The sequence below is a fragment of the Caballeronia sp. LjRoot29 genome (assembly GCF_964252755.1).
Taxonomy (GTDB): domain Bacteria; phylum Pseudomonadota; class Gammaproteobacteria; order Burkholderiales; family Burkholderiaceae; genus Caballeronia.
This window is the reverse complement of record NZ_CAXUPU020000007.1, coordinates 186,436-204,076: the sequence shown is the minus strand read 5'-3', so window position 1 is coordinate 204,076 and position 17,641 is coordinate 186,436. Positions and strand designations below refer to the sequence as shown.

The window sequence follows — 17,641 nt, the reverse complement described above, 5'->3', positions numbered from 1 at the left end:
ACAACAATGAGTCATTTTCTGGATCGCCTGAAGTTCGTCAAGCGCACGCAGTCGACGTTTTCGAACGGGCACGGTGCGGTTGTCAACGAGGATCGCAAGTGGGAAGAAGGGTATAGGAATAGATGGCAACACGACAAGGTCGTGCGCTCAACGCATGGCGTGAACTGCACGGGTTCGTGTTCATGGAAGGTCTATGTCAAGAGCGGGCTGATTGTCTGGGAAACGCAGCAGACCGACTATCCGCGTACGCGCGCCGACCTGCCGAATCACGAACCGCGCGGCTGTCCGCGTGGCGCCTCGTATAGCTGGTACGTGTATTCCGCGCAGCGCGTGAAGTACCCGATGATCCGCGGCCGCCTGATGGAGATGTGGCGCGAAGCACGGCAGAGTCTCGACCCGGTCGCGGCGTGGGCATCGATCAGTCAGGACCCCGTCAAGTCCAAACGCTACAAGAGCGTGCGTGGTCTAGGCGGTTTTGTGCGCGCCGACTGGAACACCGCCAACGAAATGATCGCTGCTGCGAACGCGTTCACGATCGGCAAGTTCGGACCGGATCGCGTGATCGGTTTCTCGCCCATTCCCGCGATGTCGATGGTGTCCTACGCCGCGGGGTCGCGTTACCTCAGCCTGATCGGCGGCGTGTGCCTGTCGTTCTATGACTGGTATTGCGATCTGCCGCCCGCTTCGCCGCAAGTCTGGGGCGAGCAGACCGACGTGCCCGAATCGGCGGACTGGTACAACTCCACCTATTTGATGGTATGGGGATCGAACATTCCCCAGACCCGCACGCCCGATGCGCACTTCTATACCGAGGTGCGTTACAAGGGCACGAAGACCGTCGCGGTATCGTCGGATTTCGGCGAGATGGTCAAGTTCGGCGACATCTGGCTCGCGCCGAAGCAAGGCACGGACGCAGCGTTGGCGATGGCAATGGGCCACGTCGTGCTCAAGGAATTCCACGCGGCGAACGCGTCGAACAAGTCCGCCTACTTCCGCGACTACATCAAGCAATACACCGACATGCCCATGCTCGTGCTCTTGCGCGACAACGACGGCATGCTCGTCCCCGATCACTTCCTGCGCGCCTCGCATCTCGCCGATAACCTCGACGAAGCGAACAACGCGCAATGGAAGACGCTCGTGATCGATGCAGACAGCGGCGAGATTGTTGCGCCGAACGGCACCATCGGGTTTCGCTGGAACGAAGCCGCGCACAACGACGGCCAGAAGGTCGGCCGCTGGAATCTGGAAATGAAGGACGGCGGCAGCGGACGAGCGATCGACCCGCGCGTCTCCCTGATCGATGCAGACGCGCGCGACGAAGTCGTCGCCGTTGGTTTCCCCTATTTCGGCAGCGAACACAACGCATTGCTTGAACGTCACGTACCCGCACGCCGCGTGACGCTCGCGGACGGCACGAGCGCGCTGGTCGCAACCGTGTTCGACTTGCAGATGGCGAACTACGGCGTGGATCAAGGACTTGGCGGACCGAACGTCGCGCAAAGCTATGACGACGATGTCCCCTACACGCCCGCATGGCAGGAAAAGCACACCACGGTCCCGCGCAATCTCGTGATCCAGGTGGCGCGCGAGTTCGCGACGAACGCCCATCAGACGCAGGGCAAGAGCATGGTGATCGTGGGCGCGGCGCTCAATCACTGGTACCACAACGACATGATTTATCGCGGCATCATCAACTTGCTGATGATGTGCGGTTGCGTGGGTAAAAGCGGCGGCGGCTGGGCGCATTACGTCGGTCAGGAAAAGCTGCGGCCGCAATTCGGCTGGGCGCCGCTCGCGTTCGCGCTCGACTGGTCCAAGCCGCCGCGCCAGATGAACGGCACGTCGTTCTTCTATAACCACACGAGCCAGTGGCGTCATGAAAAACTCGCGCTGGATGAAGTGCTGGCACCGACCGCGAACAAGGCGAATTACTCGAACCTCGCCATGCTCGACCTGAACGCCAAGTCCGAGCGCATGGGCTGGTTGCCAAGCGCGCCGCAACTCGGCGCGAATCCGCTCGATCTCACCGACGAAGCGGCGCGCGCCGGCATGAAACCGATTGACTACGTGGTGGACCGCCTGAAGTCGGGCGCGTTGCAATTCTCCTGCGATGACCCCGATAACCCCGTCAACTTCCCGCGCAACATGTTCGTCTGGCGCTCGAATATTCTGGGCAGCTCGGGCAAGGGCCACGAGTACTTCCTGAAGTATTTGCTCGGCACGCAGAACGCCCTTTTCTCCGATGAAAACGAAGCGATCATGCCCGGCGAGGTTCATGTACGCGAAGCGGCGGAAGGCAAGCTCGACTTGCTGACCGTGCTCGACTTCCGCATGAGCACTACCTGCCTGTACGGCGATATCGTCCTGCCGACAGCCACGTGGTACGAGAAGGATGACTTGAACACATCGGACATGCATCCGTTCATTCATCCGTTGTCCGAAGCCGTGCAACCCTTGTGGGAGAGCAAGAGCGACTGGGAAATTTACAAAGGCATCGCGGCAAAGTTCGCGGAGATTGGCGGTGAACATCTGGGCACGCGCACGGATCTCGTCTGCACGCCGCTCATGCACGACACCCCCGGTGAACTTGGTCAGCCATTCGAACCGAAGGATTGGCGCGCAGGCGAATGTGACCTGATCCCTGGCAAGACCGCGCCTTCCATGACGGTCGTTGAACGCAACTACAAGGACGTATATCGCAAGTTCACGTCAGTAGGACCGCTGCTCGATACACAGGGCAACGGCGGCAAGGGCATCAACTGGAACAGCGCGCACGAAGTGGGCGAACTCGCGAACATCACGCGCACGGTGACTGAAGCCGGCGTGAGTCACGGACGGCCGCGGCTTGACAGCGCTATCGACGCCGCCGAAATGATCTTGACGTTCGCACCCGAGACCAACGGCCACGTTGCAGTCAAGGCATGGGAAGCGTTGTCGAAGATCACGGGACGCGAACACGCGCACCTGGCCACGGGTCGCGAACACGACAAGATCCGTTTCCGCGATGTCCAGGCGCAACCGCGCAAGATCATCTCCGCCCCAACCTGGTCAGGGCTCGAGTCCGAAGAAGTCAGCTACAACGCCGGCTATACCAACGTGCACGAACTGATCCCATGGCGCACGCTGACGGGCCGCCAGCAGTTCTATCAGGACCATCGCTGGATGCTCGACTTCGGTGAAGGCTCGTGCGTGTATCGCCCGGCTATCGATACGAAGACTGTCACCGCGATGCTCGGCGCGAAGTCGAATGGCGAGCACGAACTCGTACTCAACTGGATCACGCCGCACCAGAAATGGGGCATCCATTCCACGTATTCCGACAACCTGCGCATGCTGACGCTGTCGCGCGGCGGGCCGCACGTATGGGTCTCGGAAGCGGAAGCCAAGGAAGCTGGTCTCGTCGATAACGACTGGGTGGAAGTATTCAATCTGAACGGCACGCTGACTGCGCGCGTGGTGGTCAGCCAGCGTGTGCCGCGCGGCATGTGCCTGATGTATCACGCGCAGGAAAAAATCGTCAACGTGCCGGGTGCGGAAACGAGCGGCATGCGTGGTGGTATCCATAACTCGGTCACGCGCACGGTGCTCAAACCCACTCACATGATTGGCGGTTATGCGCAGCAGGCCTACGGCTTTAACTACTACGGCACGGTGGGTTCGAACCGCGACGAGTATGTGATCGTGAGAAAGATGAAAAAGGTCGCGTGGCTCGAAGGCCCGCTCAATGAAGGTGAAGGAGCCGCATCATGAAGATCCGCGCACAAGTTGCAATGGTGTTGAACCTGGACAAATGCATCGGTTGCCATACCTGCTCCGTGACATGCAAGAACGTGTGGACTTCGCGCGATGGCGTGGAGTACGCATGGTTCAACAACGTGGAAACGAAACCCGGCATTGGCTATCCGAAGGAATGGCAGAACCAGAAGAAGTGGCGAGGCGGCTGGACCCGCGACGCCAGCGGCAAGCTTCATCCGCGTCAGGGCGGCAAGCTGAAGGTCCTCGCAAACCTGTTCGCGAATCCGAATCTGCCAGCCATCGACGACTACTACGAGCCCTTCACGTTCGATTACGAACATCTGCAAAAGGCGCGCTTGTCCGAGACGCCGCCGACCGCAAGGCCGGTGTCCGTCCTCACGGGCAAGAAGATGGAGAAGATCGAATGGGGCCCGAACTGGGAAGATGACCTCGGCGGCGAGTTCTCGTCGCGTGGCCGCGATGCGCTCTTCGAGAACGTGCAGAAGGAGATGTACTCGACCTTCGAGAACACGTTCATGATGTATCTGCCGCGTCTGTGCGAGCACTGCCTGAACCCGGCATGCGTGGCGTCGTGTCCGTCGGGCTCGGTGTACAAACGCGAAGACGACGGCATTGTGCTCGTCGATCAGGACAAGTGTCGCGGCTGGCGCATGTGCATCTCGGGTTGCCCTTACAAGAAGATCTATTTCAACTGGAAAAGTGGCAAGGCGGAGAAGTGCATCTTCTGTTATCCGCGTCTTGAAGCGGGTCAACCGACCGTGTGCGCGGAAACGTGCGTCGGGCGTATTCGCTATCTTGGCGTGCTGCTGTACGACGCGGACAAGATTGGCGACGCCGCATCGGTCGAACATGAACAGGACTTGTACCAGTCGCAGCTGGACGTGTTCCTCGATCCGCATGATCCGGCTGTTCAGGCCGAAGCGCTCGCACAGGGCATTTCGCAAAGCTGGCTGGACGCAGCGGTCAAATCGCCCGTCTACAAGATGGCGGTGGAATGGAAAGTCGCGTTCCCGCTGCATCCGGAGTACCGGACTTTGCCGATGGTGTGGTACATCCCCCCACTTTCTCCGATTCAATCTGCAGCGGACGCGGGACATATCGGCATGGACGGCATCATTCCGGACGTCAAGAGCCTGCGCATTCCGGTGAAGTATCTAGCGAACCTGCTGACCGCTGGCGACGAGGCGCCTGTCACGTCCGCGCTGGAACGCATGCTCGCCATGCGTGCGTTCAAACGCGCCGAGGTCGTGCATGGCCGCGCTGAACCCGAGTTGCTCGACGGTCTGAACATCACACCCGCGCAAGTGGAAGACATGTACCAGACGATGGCCATCGCCAATTATGAGGACCGGTTCGTGGTGCCGTCATCGCATAAGGAACAAGCCGAAGACAGCTTCAACGACAAAGGCAGTTGTGGATTTACCTTCGGCAATGGTTGCTCCGGCGGGGTATCGGAGGGATCGTTGTTCGGCAAGAAACAGCAAGGCAGCGTGGTGTTCGCGGACATGCCGAAGTCACGCAAGAAATCGGGAGTGGCATCGTGAGCGAAACATCCATTTACACGTTGCTCTCGACCTTGCTCGACTATCCGGAGGCCGAGTTGCTCGATGCCTTGCAAGAGATCAATCAGGAACTCAGTGGCTTTCCTGAGGCCACTCAAGCCGCCTTGCAACCGTTGCTCGCCCTGCTCAGGGAGCACTCGTTGATCGAGTTGCAGGAGAACTACGTTGCAACGTTCGATCGCAATCCTGCGCACTCGCTGCATCTGTTCGAACACGTTCACGGCGAGAGCCGCGATCGCGGACAGGCGATGGTCGACCTTCTGGATGAATATCGCCGGCTGGGTCTTGAGATGGCGACCAACGAGTTGCCCGATCATGTGCCGCTGTTCCTCGAAGTGCTGGGAACTATCGATCCGGTGGAAGCACCCGCACTGCTCGATGAAGCCATCCACGTGCTGGCCGCGCTGGGGGATCGTCTGGCACGCGACGAGAGTCCGTACGCAGGTGTCTTCACTGTGCTCCGTTCAATGACGGACGTCGTGCCGCAAGCCGCCGAAACACCGCCGATCCGCGACATGGACGAAGCGCTCGAACGTTTCGGCCCCGGCGCCGACGGTGTAGAGCCGCTGCTCGCGCCATTGATGCCCACGCCGCTCGCCCAGCCGATGCACTTCCATCCGCGACCGCCTGCTACGGCCAACTAAGTTCCAGGGATTACGTTCATGCTCAATCAATTTCTGTTCGGTATCTATCCGTACATTGCGGCGGCCGTTTTCCTGTTCGGCAGCTTCGCGCGCTTCGAGCGCGAACAATACACATGGAAAGCTGATAGTTCGCAGCTGCTTCATCGCGGCAATCTGCGGCTTGGCAGCATCCTGTTTCACGTCGGTATTCTCGGACTCTTCTTCGGGCATCTTGCCGGCCTGCTCACGCCCGTTGCTGTTTGGGACTGGCTCGGGATCGAGCACAGCACGAAACAAGCTGTGGCGATGATCGCGGGCGGCGTGATGGGCTCCCTGTGTCTCGCCGGTCTCGTCATCCTGATTCACCGCCGCCTCACCAACGCGCGTGTTTCCGCCGTGACCCGCACTGGCGACAAGGTGTTGCTGGTGTGGATTCTCGTCACCCTGCTGCTCGGCTTGTCGACTATCCGGGAGTCAGCGGATCACATGGACGGCCACATGATGGTCCAGCTCATGACTTGGGCGCAGCATGTCGTCACGTTCCGCGGTGACGCAGCGCAGTACGTGGCGGCCGCGCCATTCGTATTCCGGATGCATCTGTTCATGGGCATGTCGCTGTTCGTGATCTTCCCGTTCACCCGCCTCGTGCACGTCTGGAGCGGCTTCGCTTCCGTCACGTACCTGAGCCGCGCATGGCAACTCGTGCGGCCTCGCTAACCTGTCAAGAGGAGAACATCATGGCGATCATCGTCAATGGCGTGGAGCTTGCGGACATAGACCTGGAGCGCGAAATGCCGGCGCATAGGAGTACGCTGGACTCAGCGCCGGACTCATATCAGGCAGCGCTGACGGCGGCAGTGCTGCGCCGCGTGCTACTCGATGAAGCGGCTCAGTTGAACATCATGGCCTCGGCTCAGAACGACGAAGCCATGATCGAAGCGTTGCTCGATCATCAACTCGCTGAAGCTGCTGCACCCACGCATGAAGAATGCGAGCGCCACTACCTCGCTGACCTGGAGCGCTGGCGAGTGAACGAGCGCGCGCGTGTCAGCCACATCCTGTTTCAGGTAACGGAGAAAGTGGATCTGGCGGCGCTGCGTCAACGCGCCCAACAGACGCTCGATGAACTGCTGCACGCCGACGATCTCGACCTGCGCTTCGCTCACTGTGCGCGTACCTTGTCGAATTGCCCGTCGGGCGTCGATGGCGGCGCACTCGGTGAAATAGGCCGCGGCGACACGGTCGCGGCGTTCGAACGCGCTGTATTTGCAGCGCCCGCTGATACCCTCTGCCCTGCACTTGTGGAAACGGAGTTCGGCTTCCACATCATCCGGGTTCACGAGAAGTCGCCGGGTTCGGTGTTACCGTTCGAGCAGGTCGAACTGCGGATTCGCGTGGCCATGTCTCAGGCGTTGCGCGATCTCGCCGAGCGGCGTTATGTGATGGAAGCGGTCGGACGCGCTAATATTCAAGGCTGGAAAGACGGGGTAGCGACATGACAGAAGCAGCGGCGAACCTGCGCATCTTTGGTATTTGCGGGCGGTCGGGACAGGGCAAGACAACGTTGATCGAGGCACTTTTGCCCTGGTTCCACGCGCGTGGACTGGTCGTGAACGTGGTGAAGCACAGTCATCATTCAATCGATCTCGAACCGCCGGGCAAGGACAGCGCGCGTTATCGCGCGGCCGGCGCGGGCGAAGTGCTGATTGCATCGCCGTTCAGATACGCCATCGTGCGCGAACTGCATGACGCGCCCGAACCGCCGCTGGCGGACCTTGTCGCTCGGCTCGCACCAGCGGACTTGACGCTGGTGGAAGGCTTCACGCGCGAGCCTTTGCCGCGCCTTGAAGTCGTGCGTCCCGAGGCGGGCCGCGACCCGCTGTACCTGACCGATGCGGCAATCCTTGCGATTGCCACCAACGACGCCCTGCGTCTTCATGACGCACCCGCGATCCCGCTTCTGCCTCTGGCGGACGTTGGCCGGATTGGTGAGTTCATATGTAAAACAGTCGGACTCTCCCTGATGGACGCTCACACGCCGGATAATTAGCACCCTTTGCATTCCGGTCGCGCAAGCACGCAGTTCCATGTCCGATCATCCGCTTCACCTCAACTCCTCCCTCGCCACGCCGTTCCGATACCGCTTATCCACGCGCATTGTCGCGTTGTCCGGCGTGGCGCTGGCATTAGTTCTGTCCATGATTGCGGGTACGCTCTGGCTGTCCTGGCAACTCGAAGGCGCAGGGGCCGCAATCAATGACGCAGGCAGCCTGCGCATGCGCGCGGGTAACGTGGCGATCCAGCTCAACGAAGCACGGGCCGGCCACAAAGCCGACGTAAAGTCGCAAAGCACCCTGCTCGATCTCACCCTGGCCAATCTGGAAAGCGGAGATCCCGAACGCCCGTTATTCCTTCCCGCCGCACCCGCAATCCACGCTCAGCTCACGGCCGTGTCGCGGTCCTGGCACGAGTCGCTGATGCCAGCAATCTCGCATGATTTATCGAGTTCCATCGATACCCCCTCGCTGTATCTCGCCCGGCTGCCCGCGTTCGTGGCCGAAGCCGATGCCCTGGTCCGCATGATCGAGCGTGAAAACGCGCGCAAGACCGCCTGGCTGCGACGCTGGCAAATAGCCCTTGCAGCGCTCGCGTGTCTGGGTACGATTGCGATCGTGTATTTGCTCTATGCGTGGTTCGTCACGCCCGTACGGCGTCTGGAGCGCGGTCTGTCCCGTATCGAGCAGCGCGAATTCAGCGCGCGCTTGCCCGTCGAATCGCGCGACGAGTTCGGTCATCTTGCGCATGGCTTCAACCGGATGGCGAGCGAGCTTCAAAGCTTGTACCGGGATCTCGCGCTGCGCGTGACAAGCAAAACCGCTCAACTCGCCACCCGCAACGGCGAGCTGGTCGCACTCTACGAGATGACCTCATTCCTGCATGGCGCGCATGACGTTGAAGTCCTGTGCCGCGGGTTTCTTGCGCGTGTCATGCGCCAGTTCAATGCCGGCGGAGGCACCGTTCGTGTCCTCGCGCAAGAAGCGGACAACCTGCATCTCGTTGTGTCCGAAGGTTTGCCCGAGCCCATTCTGAATGCCGAGCGCTGCATGCCGGCCAGCACCTGCGCGTGCGGCGCGGCAGCCACCAGCGGCCTTACGGTCGTACGCGATCTGCGCATGCAGCAAACGGCTGACAGCGGGCCCGCGACTCGTTGCAGCAAGGCAGGTTTCGATGCAGTCGCCGCCTTCGGCATCGTCTCGCACGACGTAACGCTGGGTTCGTTCTCGCTGCATTTTCGCGGTGACCGCCCCATGCTGCCGTCGGAAACACGGCTGCTCGAAACGCTCGGCAAACATCTGGGCACAGCTTTGCAGAATCATCGGCTCGCCACGGCGGCGCGTCAGCTTGCGGTCGCGCAGGAACGTCACCTGGTCGCGCAAGGACTGCATGACAGCATTGCGCAGAGCCTGAATTTCCTGAAGCTGCAACTGCATTTACTCGATAACGCCGCCAGCCGCGACGACATGAACGAAGTGCGCGAGATCGCACCGTTGTTGCGCGGAGGTCTCGAGGAAAGTTATGAGGACGTGCGTGAACTGCTCGTCAATTTCCGCACGAAGTTTGCGACCGGCAACCTTCGCGACGCGGTGGACGAGACGGTCACGCGCTTCGAGCGGCAAACGGATGCAGTAGTCACACTCGACTACGACGAAACAGGCGGACTGCCCTTGCCGCCCGACCAGCAGCTACAGGTGCTGTTCATTCTTCAGGAGGCGTTGTCGAACGTACGCAAACATGCGCTGGCTACGCAGGTCCACGTTACGCTCAAGAACGCGCGCGATTTTGAACTGACGATACAAGACAACGGCGACGGTTACGATCCCGCTAATATCGCCAGCCGCGGTGAGGCGCACGTCGGTTTCCACATCATGCATGAACGCGCGGCGCGGCTTGGCGCGCTCTTAGAGCTGACCAGCGAACCTGGCACGGGCGCACGCGTATACCTTCTGCTGCCCGTCAGCGAACGGCAGGCAGCATGACTATCCGCATTCTTTTAATCGATGACCACACGCTGTTTCGCTCCGGCGTGCGCGCGTTATTGCAGCGTCTGCCCGACTTTGAAGTCGTGGACGATGCCGCCGATGGCATCGAAGGATTCAAGCGCGCAAAGCAGCATCGCCCGGACGTGATCCTGCTCGACTTGAACATGCCGGGGTTATCGGGGATCGAAACGTTGCAGTTGCTGCAGCAGGATTTGCCGGATACAGCGGTCATCATGCTGACCGTGTCGGAAGACGTGGATGAACTGACCCGCGCGCTGCGTGACGGTGCGTGCGGCTATCTGTTGAAAAACATGGAAGCCGATGCGCTCGCTACCATGATCCGCCGCGCGGCGGCGGGCGAATCCGTGATCGCGGAGAGCATGACTCAGCGGCTGATCGCGCAGATGAGAACGCCGGCACACGTGGAAGAAGCCGTGCTGCCCACGTCGCTCGAATCACGCAGTTCAGCGTCTCCTGTATTAACGCCAAGAGAACGCGACATCGTGCGGATCCTGGCGCGCGGCGCAAGCAACAAGGATATTGCGCGTGAACTCGATCTGGCCGAAAGCACCGTGAAGATTCACGTGCGCAACGTGCTTCGAAAACTCAATCTGTCGAGCCGCGTGCAGATCGCGATTCACGCGCTTGCACGCGACCTGGCCGACGAGTAACCGACTAACCCTGACGCGATCCCATCAGCTCGCGATACACGTCGCAGTATCGCAATGCCGATGCTTCCCAGCCGAAGTCCTGTTCCATCGCGCGACGCACCACGGCTTTCCATTCCAGCCGCCGTTGCTTCAATGCAAACGCGCGCCGGATCGCGGCAACAATCGATGGCCGGTCGAATTTCTCGAATACAAAACCAGTAGCGATTTCGTCCGCGAGATTCTCCAGCGACGCATCCACCACGGTATCGGCGAGCCCTCCAACGCAGTGCACGAGCGGCAGCGAACCGTATGCCAGCGCGTACAACTGCGTCAGGCCGCACGGCTCGAAGCGTGACGGCACCATGACGATATCGCTGCCCGCGATAATCGAATGAGAGAGCGTTTCGTCGAATCCAAGCTCCACGGCAACCGCTTGCGGATGCGCCAGCGCAGCATTCTTGAGGCCATTTTCAAGCGCTGGATCGCCGGTGCCCAGCACGACGAGTTGCCCCCCGCGCTGGACGATATCCGGAAGCGCCGACAGCAACAGATCAATTCCCTTCTGCTCGGTCAGCCGGCTTACCACGCCGAACAGCAACGCATCCGGCTCGCGCGCCAGCCCGACACGTTCCTGCAATGCCGCTTTGCACTTCGCTTTGCCGGTGAATTTGGCGATGGAGTAAGGCGTGTTGATGGTGGTATCGGTCGCCGGATTCCACACGGTTTTATCGACGCCATTGAGAATGCCGCTGATATCGTGCGTGCGGGTTCGCAGCAAACCATCGAGCCCGGCGCCCTGAGCGTGAGTTTGAATCTCGCGTGCGTAAGTCGGACTCACGGTCGTGATGCGATCCGCGTAGAACAGTCCGGCTTTGAGAAACGACAGGTGACCGTAGAACTCGACGCCATCGACGGAGAAAAAATCCGCCGGCAACTGCAGCACGCCGAATTCCGCGGCGGGAAACACGCCCTGATACGCGAGGTTATGAACCGTCATGACCGAGGGCACGCGCGCCGCGCCGGTCGCGCGCTCGTGTGCCCGCAGATACGCCGGCGCGAGGCCGGCGTGCCAGTCGTGCGCGTGGAGGACATCGGGTTTCCAGGCCGTGTCCGCTCCGTTCGCGAGCCGCGCGGCCGCCCAGCCGAGCAGTGCGAAACGCCGGTCGCTATCGGCATATTGCGTATGCGAGCTGTCCAGATACGGATTGCCCGGCCGATCGTAGAACGCATCCGCGCGGACTACGTAGACCACGATTCCATGCGGTCCGAGCAGACCTCGCTCGAGCCGCACGTGATCGATGCCAAACGCCCAGCCAAGGTCGGCTACGGGCTCGATCTGCGTCAACCCCGCCACCACCGAAGGAAATGCCGGCAGGATCACGCGGGCATTCGTGCCCAGTTGCGTCTGGGCCGGCGGCAATGCGCCCACGACATCGGCGAGGCCGCCGGTTTTCAAAAGCGGATACATCTCCGCTGCAACATGCAGCACGCATACGGTCATCGGTTCCCCATTGGCTTGTTTCCGGTCGCCCGAATTATGACTGCTTCGCTTGTCCGAGACGTGTCAGCGCGTCCTGTGTCACGAGCACCACGCCGTTTTCGGTTCGGAAAAACCGCTCCGCATCGTAATCAGGATCTTCACCGATGACCAGCCCCTCGGGCAACGTGCAACCCCGGTCGATCACCACCCGCTTCAGGCGGCAGCTCGGGCCTACCGTGACCTGCGGCAACAGAACGGCTTCGTTAATGTGACAGAACGAATGCACCCGCACCGCCGATGAAAACACCGACCGCGCGACTTGCGAACCCGAGATCACGCAGCCGCCGCACACAAGCAAGTTGTTGATCGCGCCTTGCTGCCCGTGCAGGTCGCGCACGAACTTGCCCGGCGGCAACTGCTCCTGATTCGTCCAGATGGGCCATTTTCGGTCGTACAAGTCGAGCGCTGGAATGGTCGACGCGAGGTCCAGATTTGCCGACCAATATGCGTCCACGGTACCCACATCACGCCAGTACGGCGGTGCGTTCGGGTCGGTTTCCGACGTCACGCATGACATGCCGAACGGGTGCGCGATCGCCTTGCCGCTTGTCACCACACGCGGCAGGATGTCCTTGCCGAAGTCGTGATCCGTATCGGAGGTCAGGATGTTTTCTTCGAGCAATTGATACAGGTACTTCGCGCTGAACACATAGATGCCCATGCTCGCGAGCGCGACGTCCGGCTTGCCCGGCATCGCGGGAGGATCCTCCGGCTTCTCCAGGAAATCCGTTATACGACGCTGTGCATCGACGTGCATCACGCCGAACGCGGTCGCCTCCATGCGCGGCACCTCGATACAGCCGACCGTGCAATCCGCGCCGCTCTCGACGTGATCGAGAATCATGCGCGTGTAGTCCTGCTTGTAGATGTGGTCCCCCGCCAGCACGATGATGTACTCGGGCCCGATCGACCGGATGATGTCCAGGTTCTGGAAGACCGCATCCGCCGTCCCCCTGTACCAGCTTGAGTCAACGCGTTGCTGGGCCGGCCAGATATCGATGAACTCGTTGAACTCGCCGCGCAGGAAACCCCAGCCGCGCTGCAGGTGGCGCAAGAGCGAATGCGCCTTGTATTGCGTGACAACCGCGATGCGCCGGATGCCTGAGTTCAGGCAATTCGACAACGCGAAGTCCACGATCCGGTATTTGCCGCCAAAATGCACTGCTGGCTTAACGCGTTTATTCGTGAGCGGTCCGAGCCGGGTACCCCGGCCGCCCGCAAGGACGATAGCCAGCGTGTTCTTCTGCAGATCCGTACGATTTCCTGTCAGCGTCTCCATACCGACCTCCTGTTTTGCGGCCTGTCTCTGGCCTGTTTGTAGCTTGTTTCAGCTGTTTACCGGTGCTTGCTGGCGAATGACTCGAATGGGATTGGGTGGTTTTCTCCAGAGGATTTGAACCTCAGTTTGAACAACAGTTGATTGAGCGGTTTGGGATGATTTTGCTGCAAAGGTGAATAGTTCGCACCTGCTTTTCGGAAATTGATGCGCGAGTTCGTCAAAATCGCTTGGCAATCCGATGGAATGTCTTTGGCGGACAGGCTCTCGCCCTTATGCGTCGCATCAAATCCATAAAATTTAGCAATCCTCGTGCCAAGTGATGCCAAGCGGGTCCCGCTCCACGGGTCTTTCACGAGCAGGTTCCACGGACAGGATCTTCCGATACAGGCAAAAACCACGGCACAATGATGTCTGGCATGCCGAACATGCATGCGGTTTTCGTGCGCGGCCGTGAGGCCGCTGTCCTGCACCTCTAAAAACCATCATGCAAAACGTCCTCAGTATTCAGTCACACGTGGTCTTCGGCCACGCAGGCAACAGCGCGGCGGTTTTCCCCATGCGCCGCATGGGCGTCAACGTCTGGCCGCTCAACACCGTGCAGTTTTCGAATCACACGCAATACGGGCGCTGGACCGGCGGGGTTGTCGACGCCGACGAACTGACGCGCGTGATCGAAGGGATTGGTGCTATCGGCGTGCTGTCGCGCTGCAATGCAATCCTGTCGGGTTATCTCGGCTCGCCTGAGCAAGGCGCCGCAGTCGTGGAAATTGTCAGGATGGTGAAAGCCGTCAATCCGAAAGCGCGCTATTTCTGCGACCCCGTCATGGGCACGACTAGCGGCTGCATCGTCGAACCGGGCATCCAGGAGTTCTTGGTGAACATCATGCCGGAGGTCTCCGATGCCATGACGCCGAATCACATCGAATTGCAGAAGCTGACGGGACGCACCATCGAAACGGTGGACGAAGCGGTCGCGGCCTGCCGCGAGGTGATCGCCCGTGGCCCGAAAGTCATCCTCGTCAAACACCTGATCGACAGAAACAGCCGCGCCGATACCTTCAACATGCTCGCCGTGACCGCGACCGAAGCGTGGTTTGCGCAGCGGCCGCTCTACCCTTTCGCGCGGCAACCGGTCGGCGTGGGCGACCTGACCAGCGCGGTATTTCTCGCGCGTACGCTGCTGGGCGACTCGGTGCGAGATGCGCTGGAGCACACGCTTGCCGCAGTGAACGCCGTCGTACGGAATACATTCCAGGCCGGACGCTATGAGCTTGAGATCGTCGCGTCGCAAGACGAGATCGCCTATCCCACGGAACGTTTTCCCGCGCTTGGGGTGGAGTCGGAATAGCAAGCAGGACGCCTTGGCGCCAGTCCACGAACGCTTTCGCGAGCGGGACCGGCACTTGCTCCGTCCCCTGACGTCTCCGGCTTAAGGCCGGCCCCCAGCAGGTGCATCGCGAGCAGGCGCTACGCAAGAACGCGTTGCCTACAGCGCGCTTCGCACCGAATCAGGGAACGTTATGAACCCAGTACTCGAAGGTCAGGTCGCGCTCATCACCGGTGGCAGTTCGGGCATAGGCTACGGCGTGGCTCAAGCGCTCGCCGATGCCGGCGCGAGCGTCGCGATTAACTACCACTCGCATGGCGAAGCTGCTGAAGCGCTCGCGGCATCGATACAAAAAGCCGGCGGCCAGGCTATCGCCATCCAGGCCGATGTCTCCGACGAAGCCGACATCGACGCCATGTTCGACACATTGATCAAGCGTTTCGGAACGGTCGACATCGTGGTCGCAAATTCCGGCCTGCAGAAGGACGCGAAATTCGTCGACATGTCGCTCGCCGACTGGAACGCCGTGTTGAACGTGAACCTCACGGGCCAGTTCCTCACCGCTCAACGCGCCGTGCGTGAATTCCTCCGGCGCGGTTCGCGTCCCGTGTCCAAGGCGCTGGGCAAGATCATCTGCATGAGCTCGGTGCATGAGGTGATTCCATGGGCGGGACACGTCAACTATGCATCGTCGAAAGGCGGCATCCAGATGATGATGAAATCGCTCGCGCAGGAAGTCGCGCCGCACGGGATCCGCGTGAATTCGATTGCACCGGGCGCCATCCGCACGCCGATCAACAAGGCGGCGTGGGACAACCCCGAAGCGTTGAAGGCGCTGCTCGAACTCGTGCCCTACGGCCGGATTGGCGAGAGCGAGGATATCGGCCGGGCAGCGGTCTGGCTGGCGTCCGACGACAGCGACTATGTGGTTGGCACCACCTTGTTCGTGGACGGCGGCATGACCCTGTATCCGGGCTTTGCCGACAATGGTTAGCCCTCGCGAAGACCGCCCCCGACCGGAACAGGGCATTGGGGTTGAGGCGCATGGGTTGATCGGCAATATGCGCACGACCGCGCTCGTGTCGACCGATGGCGTGATCGATTTCATGTGCTTTCCGCGCATCGATTCGCCGACTGTGTTCGGATCACTGCTGCACCCGGAAAATGGCGGCGCGTTCAGCATCACGCCGACCTTCGACGTCTCGCGCACGAAGCAGATGTATCTGCCGGAAACGAACGTGCTGCTGACGCGCTTCATGTCGGCGCAGGCCGTGTGCGAGATCGTCGACTTCATGCCCGTCTCGGATGGCGACGACGCCAAGGCGACCTCCAATTGCGTCGTGCGGATCGTGCGTGCGATTTACGGCGACATGTCCGTGCAAATGCGCTGCGCACCGCGTTTGGACTATGCCCGCGGCAGTCACGAAATTACGCAAGTCGATGCCAATACGCTGCGCTTCACGCCCGCAAGCCGGGCGGCTGGCGCTCAGACAGAAGCCCTCACGCTCGATGCAACCGTGCCCTTGTCGATCGATCACGACGACGCTGTCGCAAGCTTCGATCTCAAGGAGGACGAGACGGTTTGCTTCATCTTCGGCGCGGAATCTGAAGCCTTGCGCAGGACGCTTCCTTGCAAGGAAGCGCTGTCCGGCACCATCGACTTCTGGCGCGAATGGTCCGCGCAATCCACCTACCGCGGCCGTTATCGCGAAGTCGTGATGCGCTCCGCGCTGCTGCTCAAGTTGTTGAGCTCGCGGGCAACTGGCGCGATTGTCGCTGCGCCTACGTTCGGGTTGCCGGAAACATCGGATGGCAAACGCCGCTGGGATTATCGATACACCTGGATTCGTGACGCTGCATTCTCCGTCTACGCGTTGCTCCGGCTGGGCTACATTGGCGAGGCGCGCGACTTCAAGAACTGGATCGCCGCGCGCAACAAGGAGTGCGGCTCGGACGGATCATTCAGGGTGATGTACGCGGTAGATGGCGAGGAGACGCCGGAAGAAGAAATCGTCCCCGAACTTTATGGCACCGGCAGCGAACCTCCACAGGTCGGCAATGGAGCGCGCGATCAAACGCAGCTCGACGTCTACGGTGCGTTGCTGGACGCTATTTACCTGTACAACAAATACGGCGAAGCCATTTCCTACGACGGCTGGGGCCACGTCACGCAGACGGTGAATTTCGTTGCGGAAAACTGGCAACAAGCAGACCAGGGAATCTGGGAATTTCGCAACGGCGGCCGGCCATTGCTGCATTCCCGCCTGATGTGCTGGGTCGCCATGGATCGCGCAATCCGCCTCGCGCAAAAACGTTCTCTGCCCGCGCCGTTCGCCGAGTGGAACGCGGTACGCGACGCCATTCACGCCGATATCTACGCGAACTTCTGGAACGACAAGATCCAGAGCTTCGTGCAGACGCCCGATTCGGCGACGCTGGATGCATCCACGCTGATGATGCCGCTCGTACGTTTTATCGGCCCGAAAGATCCGCGCTGGCTTTCGACGCTCGATGCAATCGGCAGCGAACTAGGCGTCGATCCGCTGATTTTCCGCTACACGCGCGGCGATTCGCTCGATGGTCTTCCCGGCGAGGAAGGCGGTTTCAGCGCGTGTTCGTTCTGGTACGCGGAAGCACTTGTGCGAGCAGGCCGGGTGAATGAAGGACGGCTGATATTCGAGAAGATGCTGGCCTATGCCAACCACGTTGGCCTGTACTCCGAAGAGGTTGCGATCAGCGGCGAAGCGTTGGGCAATTTCCCCCAGGCACTGACCCATCTTGCGCTGATCAGCACCGCGTTCCAGCTCGACCGGAGCCTGGACGGGGCACATCCGCAGTGGTCATAAAAAACACGCTCGAGT

14 protein-coding genes are annotated in these 17,641 nt (G+C 60.7%); 11 read left to right on the top strand and 3 right to left on the bottom strand.

All coding sequences use genetic code 11. From position 1 onward, the window contains the following. Nucleotides 1–6 precede the first annotated feature (6 nt). The 8 genes from ACSQ83_RS11370 to ACSQ83_RS11335 are packed head-to-tail and all read left to right on the top strand — an operon-like array spanning nucleotide 7 to nucleotide 10,655. Nucleotides 7–3,753 carry a nitrate reductase subunit alpha gene (locus tag ACSQ83_RS11370; RefSeq protein ID WP_436228186.1) on the top strand — a complete coding sequence of 1,249 codons (3,747 nt, stop codon included), beginning with the start codon at nucleotides 7–9 and terminating at the stop codon, nucleotides 3,751–3,753. Then, nucleotides 3,750–5,303, top strand: coding sequence for a nitrate reductase subunit beta (gene narH, locus ACSQ83_RS11365; RefSeq protein WP_436228185.1), 1,554 nt, complete (start codon nucleotides 3,750–3,752; stop codon nucleotides 5,301–5,303). The genes ACSQ83_RS11370 and narH overlap by 4 nt, the downstream gene beginning before the upstream one ends. Beyond that, nucleotides 5,297–5,965: a nitrate reductase molybdenum cofactor assembly chaperone gene (narJ, locus tag ACSQ83_RS11360; RefSeq protein WP_436228218.1), complete on the top strand. Its 669-nt coding sequence runs from the start codon at nucleotides 5,297–5,299 to the stop codon at nucleotides 5,963–5,965. The genes narH and narJ overlap by 7 nt, the downstream gene beginning before the upstream one ends. Before the next feature lie 18 nt (nucleotides 5,966–5,983). Continuing rightward, complete coding sequence (gene narI / locus ACSQ83_RS11355) at nucleotides 5,984–6,661, top strand: respiratory nitrate reductase subunit gamma (RefSeq protein WP_414952706.1); 678 nt, start codon at nucleotides 5,984–5,986, stop codon at nucleotides 6,659–6,661. A gap of 20 nt (nucleotides 6,662–6,681) precedes the next feature. After that, entirely contained in the window at nucleotides 6,682–7,443 is a 762-nt protein-coding gene (locus tag ACSQ83_RS11350) for a peptidylprolyl isomerase (RefSeq protein WP_436228184.1), read from the top strand. Next, a complete protein-coding gene (gene mobB, locus ACSQ83_RS11345) occupies nucleotides 7,440–7,994 on the top strand; it encodes a molybdopterin-guanine dinucleotide biosynthesis protein B (protein WP_436228183.1) in 555 nt (184 codons plus the stop codon). The genes ACSQ83_RS11350 and mobB overlap by 4 nt, the downstream gene beginning before the upstream one ends. A 37-nt stretch (nucleotides 7,995–8,031) precedes the next feature. Then, the gene (locus ACSQ83_RS11340; RefSeq protein WP_436228182.1) at nucleotides 8,032–9,981 is read left to right on the top strand and encodes a type IV pili methyl-accepting chemotaxis transducer N-terminal domain-containing protein; all 1,950 of its coding nucleotides are present in this window, start codon (nucleotides 8,032–8,034) and stop codon (nucleotides 9,979–9,981) included. After that, nucleotides 9,978–10,655, top strand: a complete 678-nt coding sequence (locus ACSQ83_RS11335; protein ID WP_436228181.1) for a response regulator — start codon at nucleotides 9,978–9,980, stop codon at nucleotides 10,653–10,655. Before ACSQ83_RS11340 ends, ACSQ83_RS11335 begins: the two co-directional genes overlap by 4 nt. Nucleotides 10,656–10,659: 4 nt before the next feature. Here the strand turns inward: ACSQ83_RS11335 and glgA are convergent, their stop codons facing one another. From glgA to ACSQ83_RS11320, 3 genes are read right to left on the bottom strand one after another with little or no spacing between them, the layout of a single operon-like run. Next, nucleotides 10,660–12,135 carry a glycogen synthase GlgA gene (gene glgA / locus ACSQ83_RS11330; RefSeq protein WP_436228180.1) on the bottom strand — a complete coding sequence of 492 codons (1,476 nt, stop codon included), beginning with the start codon at nucleotides 12,133–12,135 and terminating at the stop codon, nucleotides 10,660–10,662. A 34-nt stretch (nucleotides 12,136–12,169) separates the two neighbouring features. Beyond that, nucleotides 12,170–13,453 (bottom strand): glucose-1-phosphate adenylyltransferase, encoded by a 1,284-nt coding sequence (gene glgC / locus ACSQ83_RS11325; protein ID WP_299711590.1) that lies wholly within the window; start codon nucleotides 13,451–13,453, stop codon nucleotides 12,170–12,172. Nucleotides 13,454–13,509: 56 nt separating this feature from the next. Further along, nucleotides 13,510–13,806, bottom strand: a complete 297-nt coding sequence (locus ACSQ83_RS11320; protein WP_436228179.1) for a hypothetical protein — start codon at nucleotides 13,804–13,806, stop codon at nucleotides 13,510–13,512. A gap of 131 nt (nucleotides 13,807–13,937) precedes the next feature. Here ACSQ83_RS11320 and pdxY point away from each other — a divergent pair, with 131 nt between their 5' ends. The 3 genes from pdxY (at nucleotide 13,938) to ACSQ83_RS11305 (ending at nucleotide 17,626) form a co-directional block, all read left to right on the top strand. Next, entirely contained in the window at nucleotides 13,938–14,801 is an 864-nt protein-coding gene (pdxY, locus tag ACSQ83_RS11315) for a pyridoxal kinase PdxY (RefSeq protein ID WP_414952712.1), read from the top strand. 172 nt (nucleotides 14,802–14,973) lie between these two features. Then, on the top strand, nucleotides 14,974–15,774 hold the full coding sequence (locus ACSQ83_RS11310; RefSeq protein ID WP_414952713.1) for an SDR family oxidoreductase: 801 nt from the start codon (nucleotides 14,974–14,976) through the stop codon (nucleotides 15,772–15,774). Further along, nucleotides 15,767–17,626 (top strand): glycoside hydrolase family 15 protein, encoded by a 1,860-nt coding sequence (locus ACSQ83_RS11305; protein WP_436228178.1) that lies wholly within the window; start codon nucleotides 15,767–15,769, stop codon nucleotides 17,624–17,626. Before ACSQ83_RS11310 ends, ACSQ83_RS11305 begins: the two co-directional genes overlap by 8 nt. Nucleotides 17,627–17,641: the final 15 nt, after the last annotated feature.

Coding starts and splice junctions, on each gene's coding strand:
- ACSQ83_RS11370 (WP_436228186.1), top strand. CDS start 7: ATGAGTCATTTTCTGGATCGCCTGAAGTTCGTCAAGCGCACGCAGTCG.
- narH (WP_436228185.1), top strand. CDS start 3,750: ATGAAGATCCGCGCACAAGTTGCAATGGTGTTGAACCTGGACAAATGC.
- narI (WP_414952706.1), top strand. CDS start 5,984: ATGCTCAATCAATTTCTGTTCGGTATCTATCCGTACATTGCGGCGGCC.
- ACSQ83_RS11350 (WP_436228184.1), top strand. CDS start 6,682: ATGGCGATCATCGTCAATGGCGTGGAGCTTGCGGACATAGACCTGGAG.
- mobB (WP_436228183.1), top strand. CDS start 7,440: ATGACAGAAGCAGCGGCGAACCTGCGCATCTTTGGTATTTGCGGGCGG.
- ACSQ83_RS11340 (WP_436228182.1), top strand. CDS start 8,032: ATGTCCGATCATCCGCTTCACCTCAACTCCTCCCTCGCCACGCCGTTC.
- ACSQ83_RS11335 (WP_436228181.1), top strand. CDS start 9,978: ATGACTATCCGCATTCTTTTAATCGATGACCACACGCTGTTTCGCTCC.
- glgA (WP_436228180.1), bottom strand. CDS start 12,135: ATGACCGTATGCGTGCTGCATGTTGCAGCGGAGATGTATCCGCTTTTG.
- glgC (WP_299711590.1), bottom strand. CDS start 13,453: ATGGAGACGCTGACAGGAAATCGTACGGATCTGCAGAAGAACACGCTG.
- pdxY (WP_414952712.1), top strand. CDS start 13,938: ATGCAAAACGTCCTCAGTATTCAGTCACACGTGGTCTTCGGCCACGCA.
- ACSQ83_RS11310 (WP_414952713.1), top strand. CDS start 14,974: ATGAACCCAGTACTCGAAGGTCAGGTCGCGCTCATCACCGGTGGCAGT.
- ACSQ83_RS11305 (WP_436228178.1), top strand. CDS start 15,767: ATGGTTAGCCCTCGCGAAGACCGCCCCCGACCGGAACAGGGCATTGGG.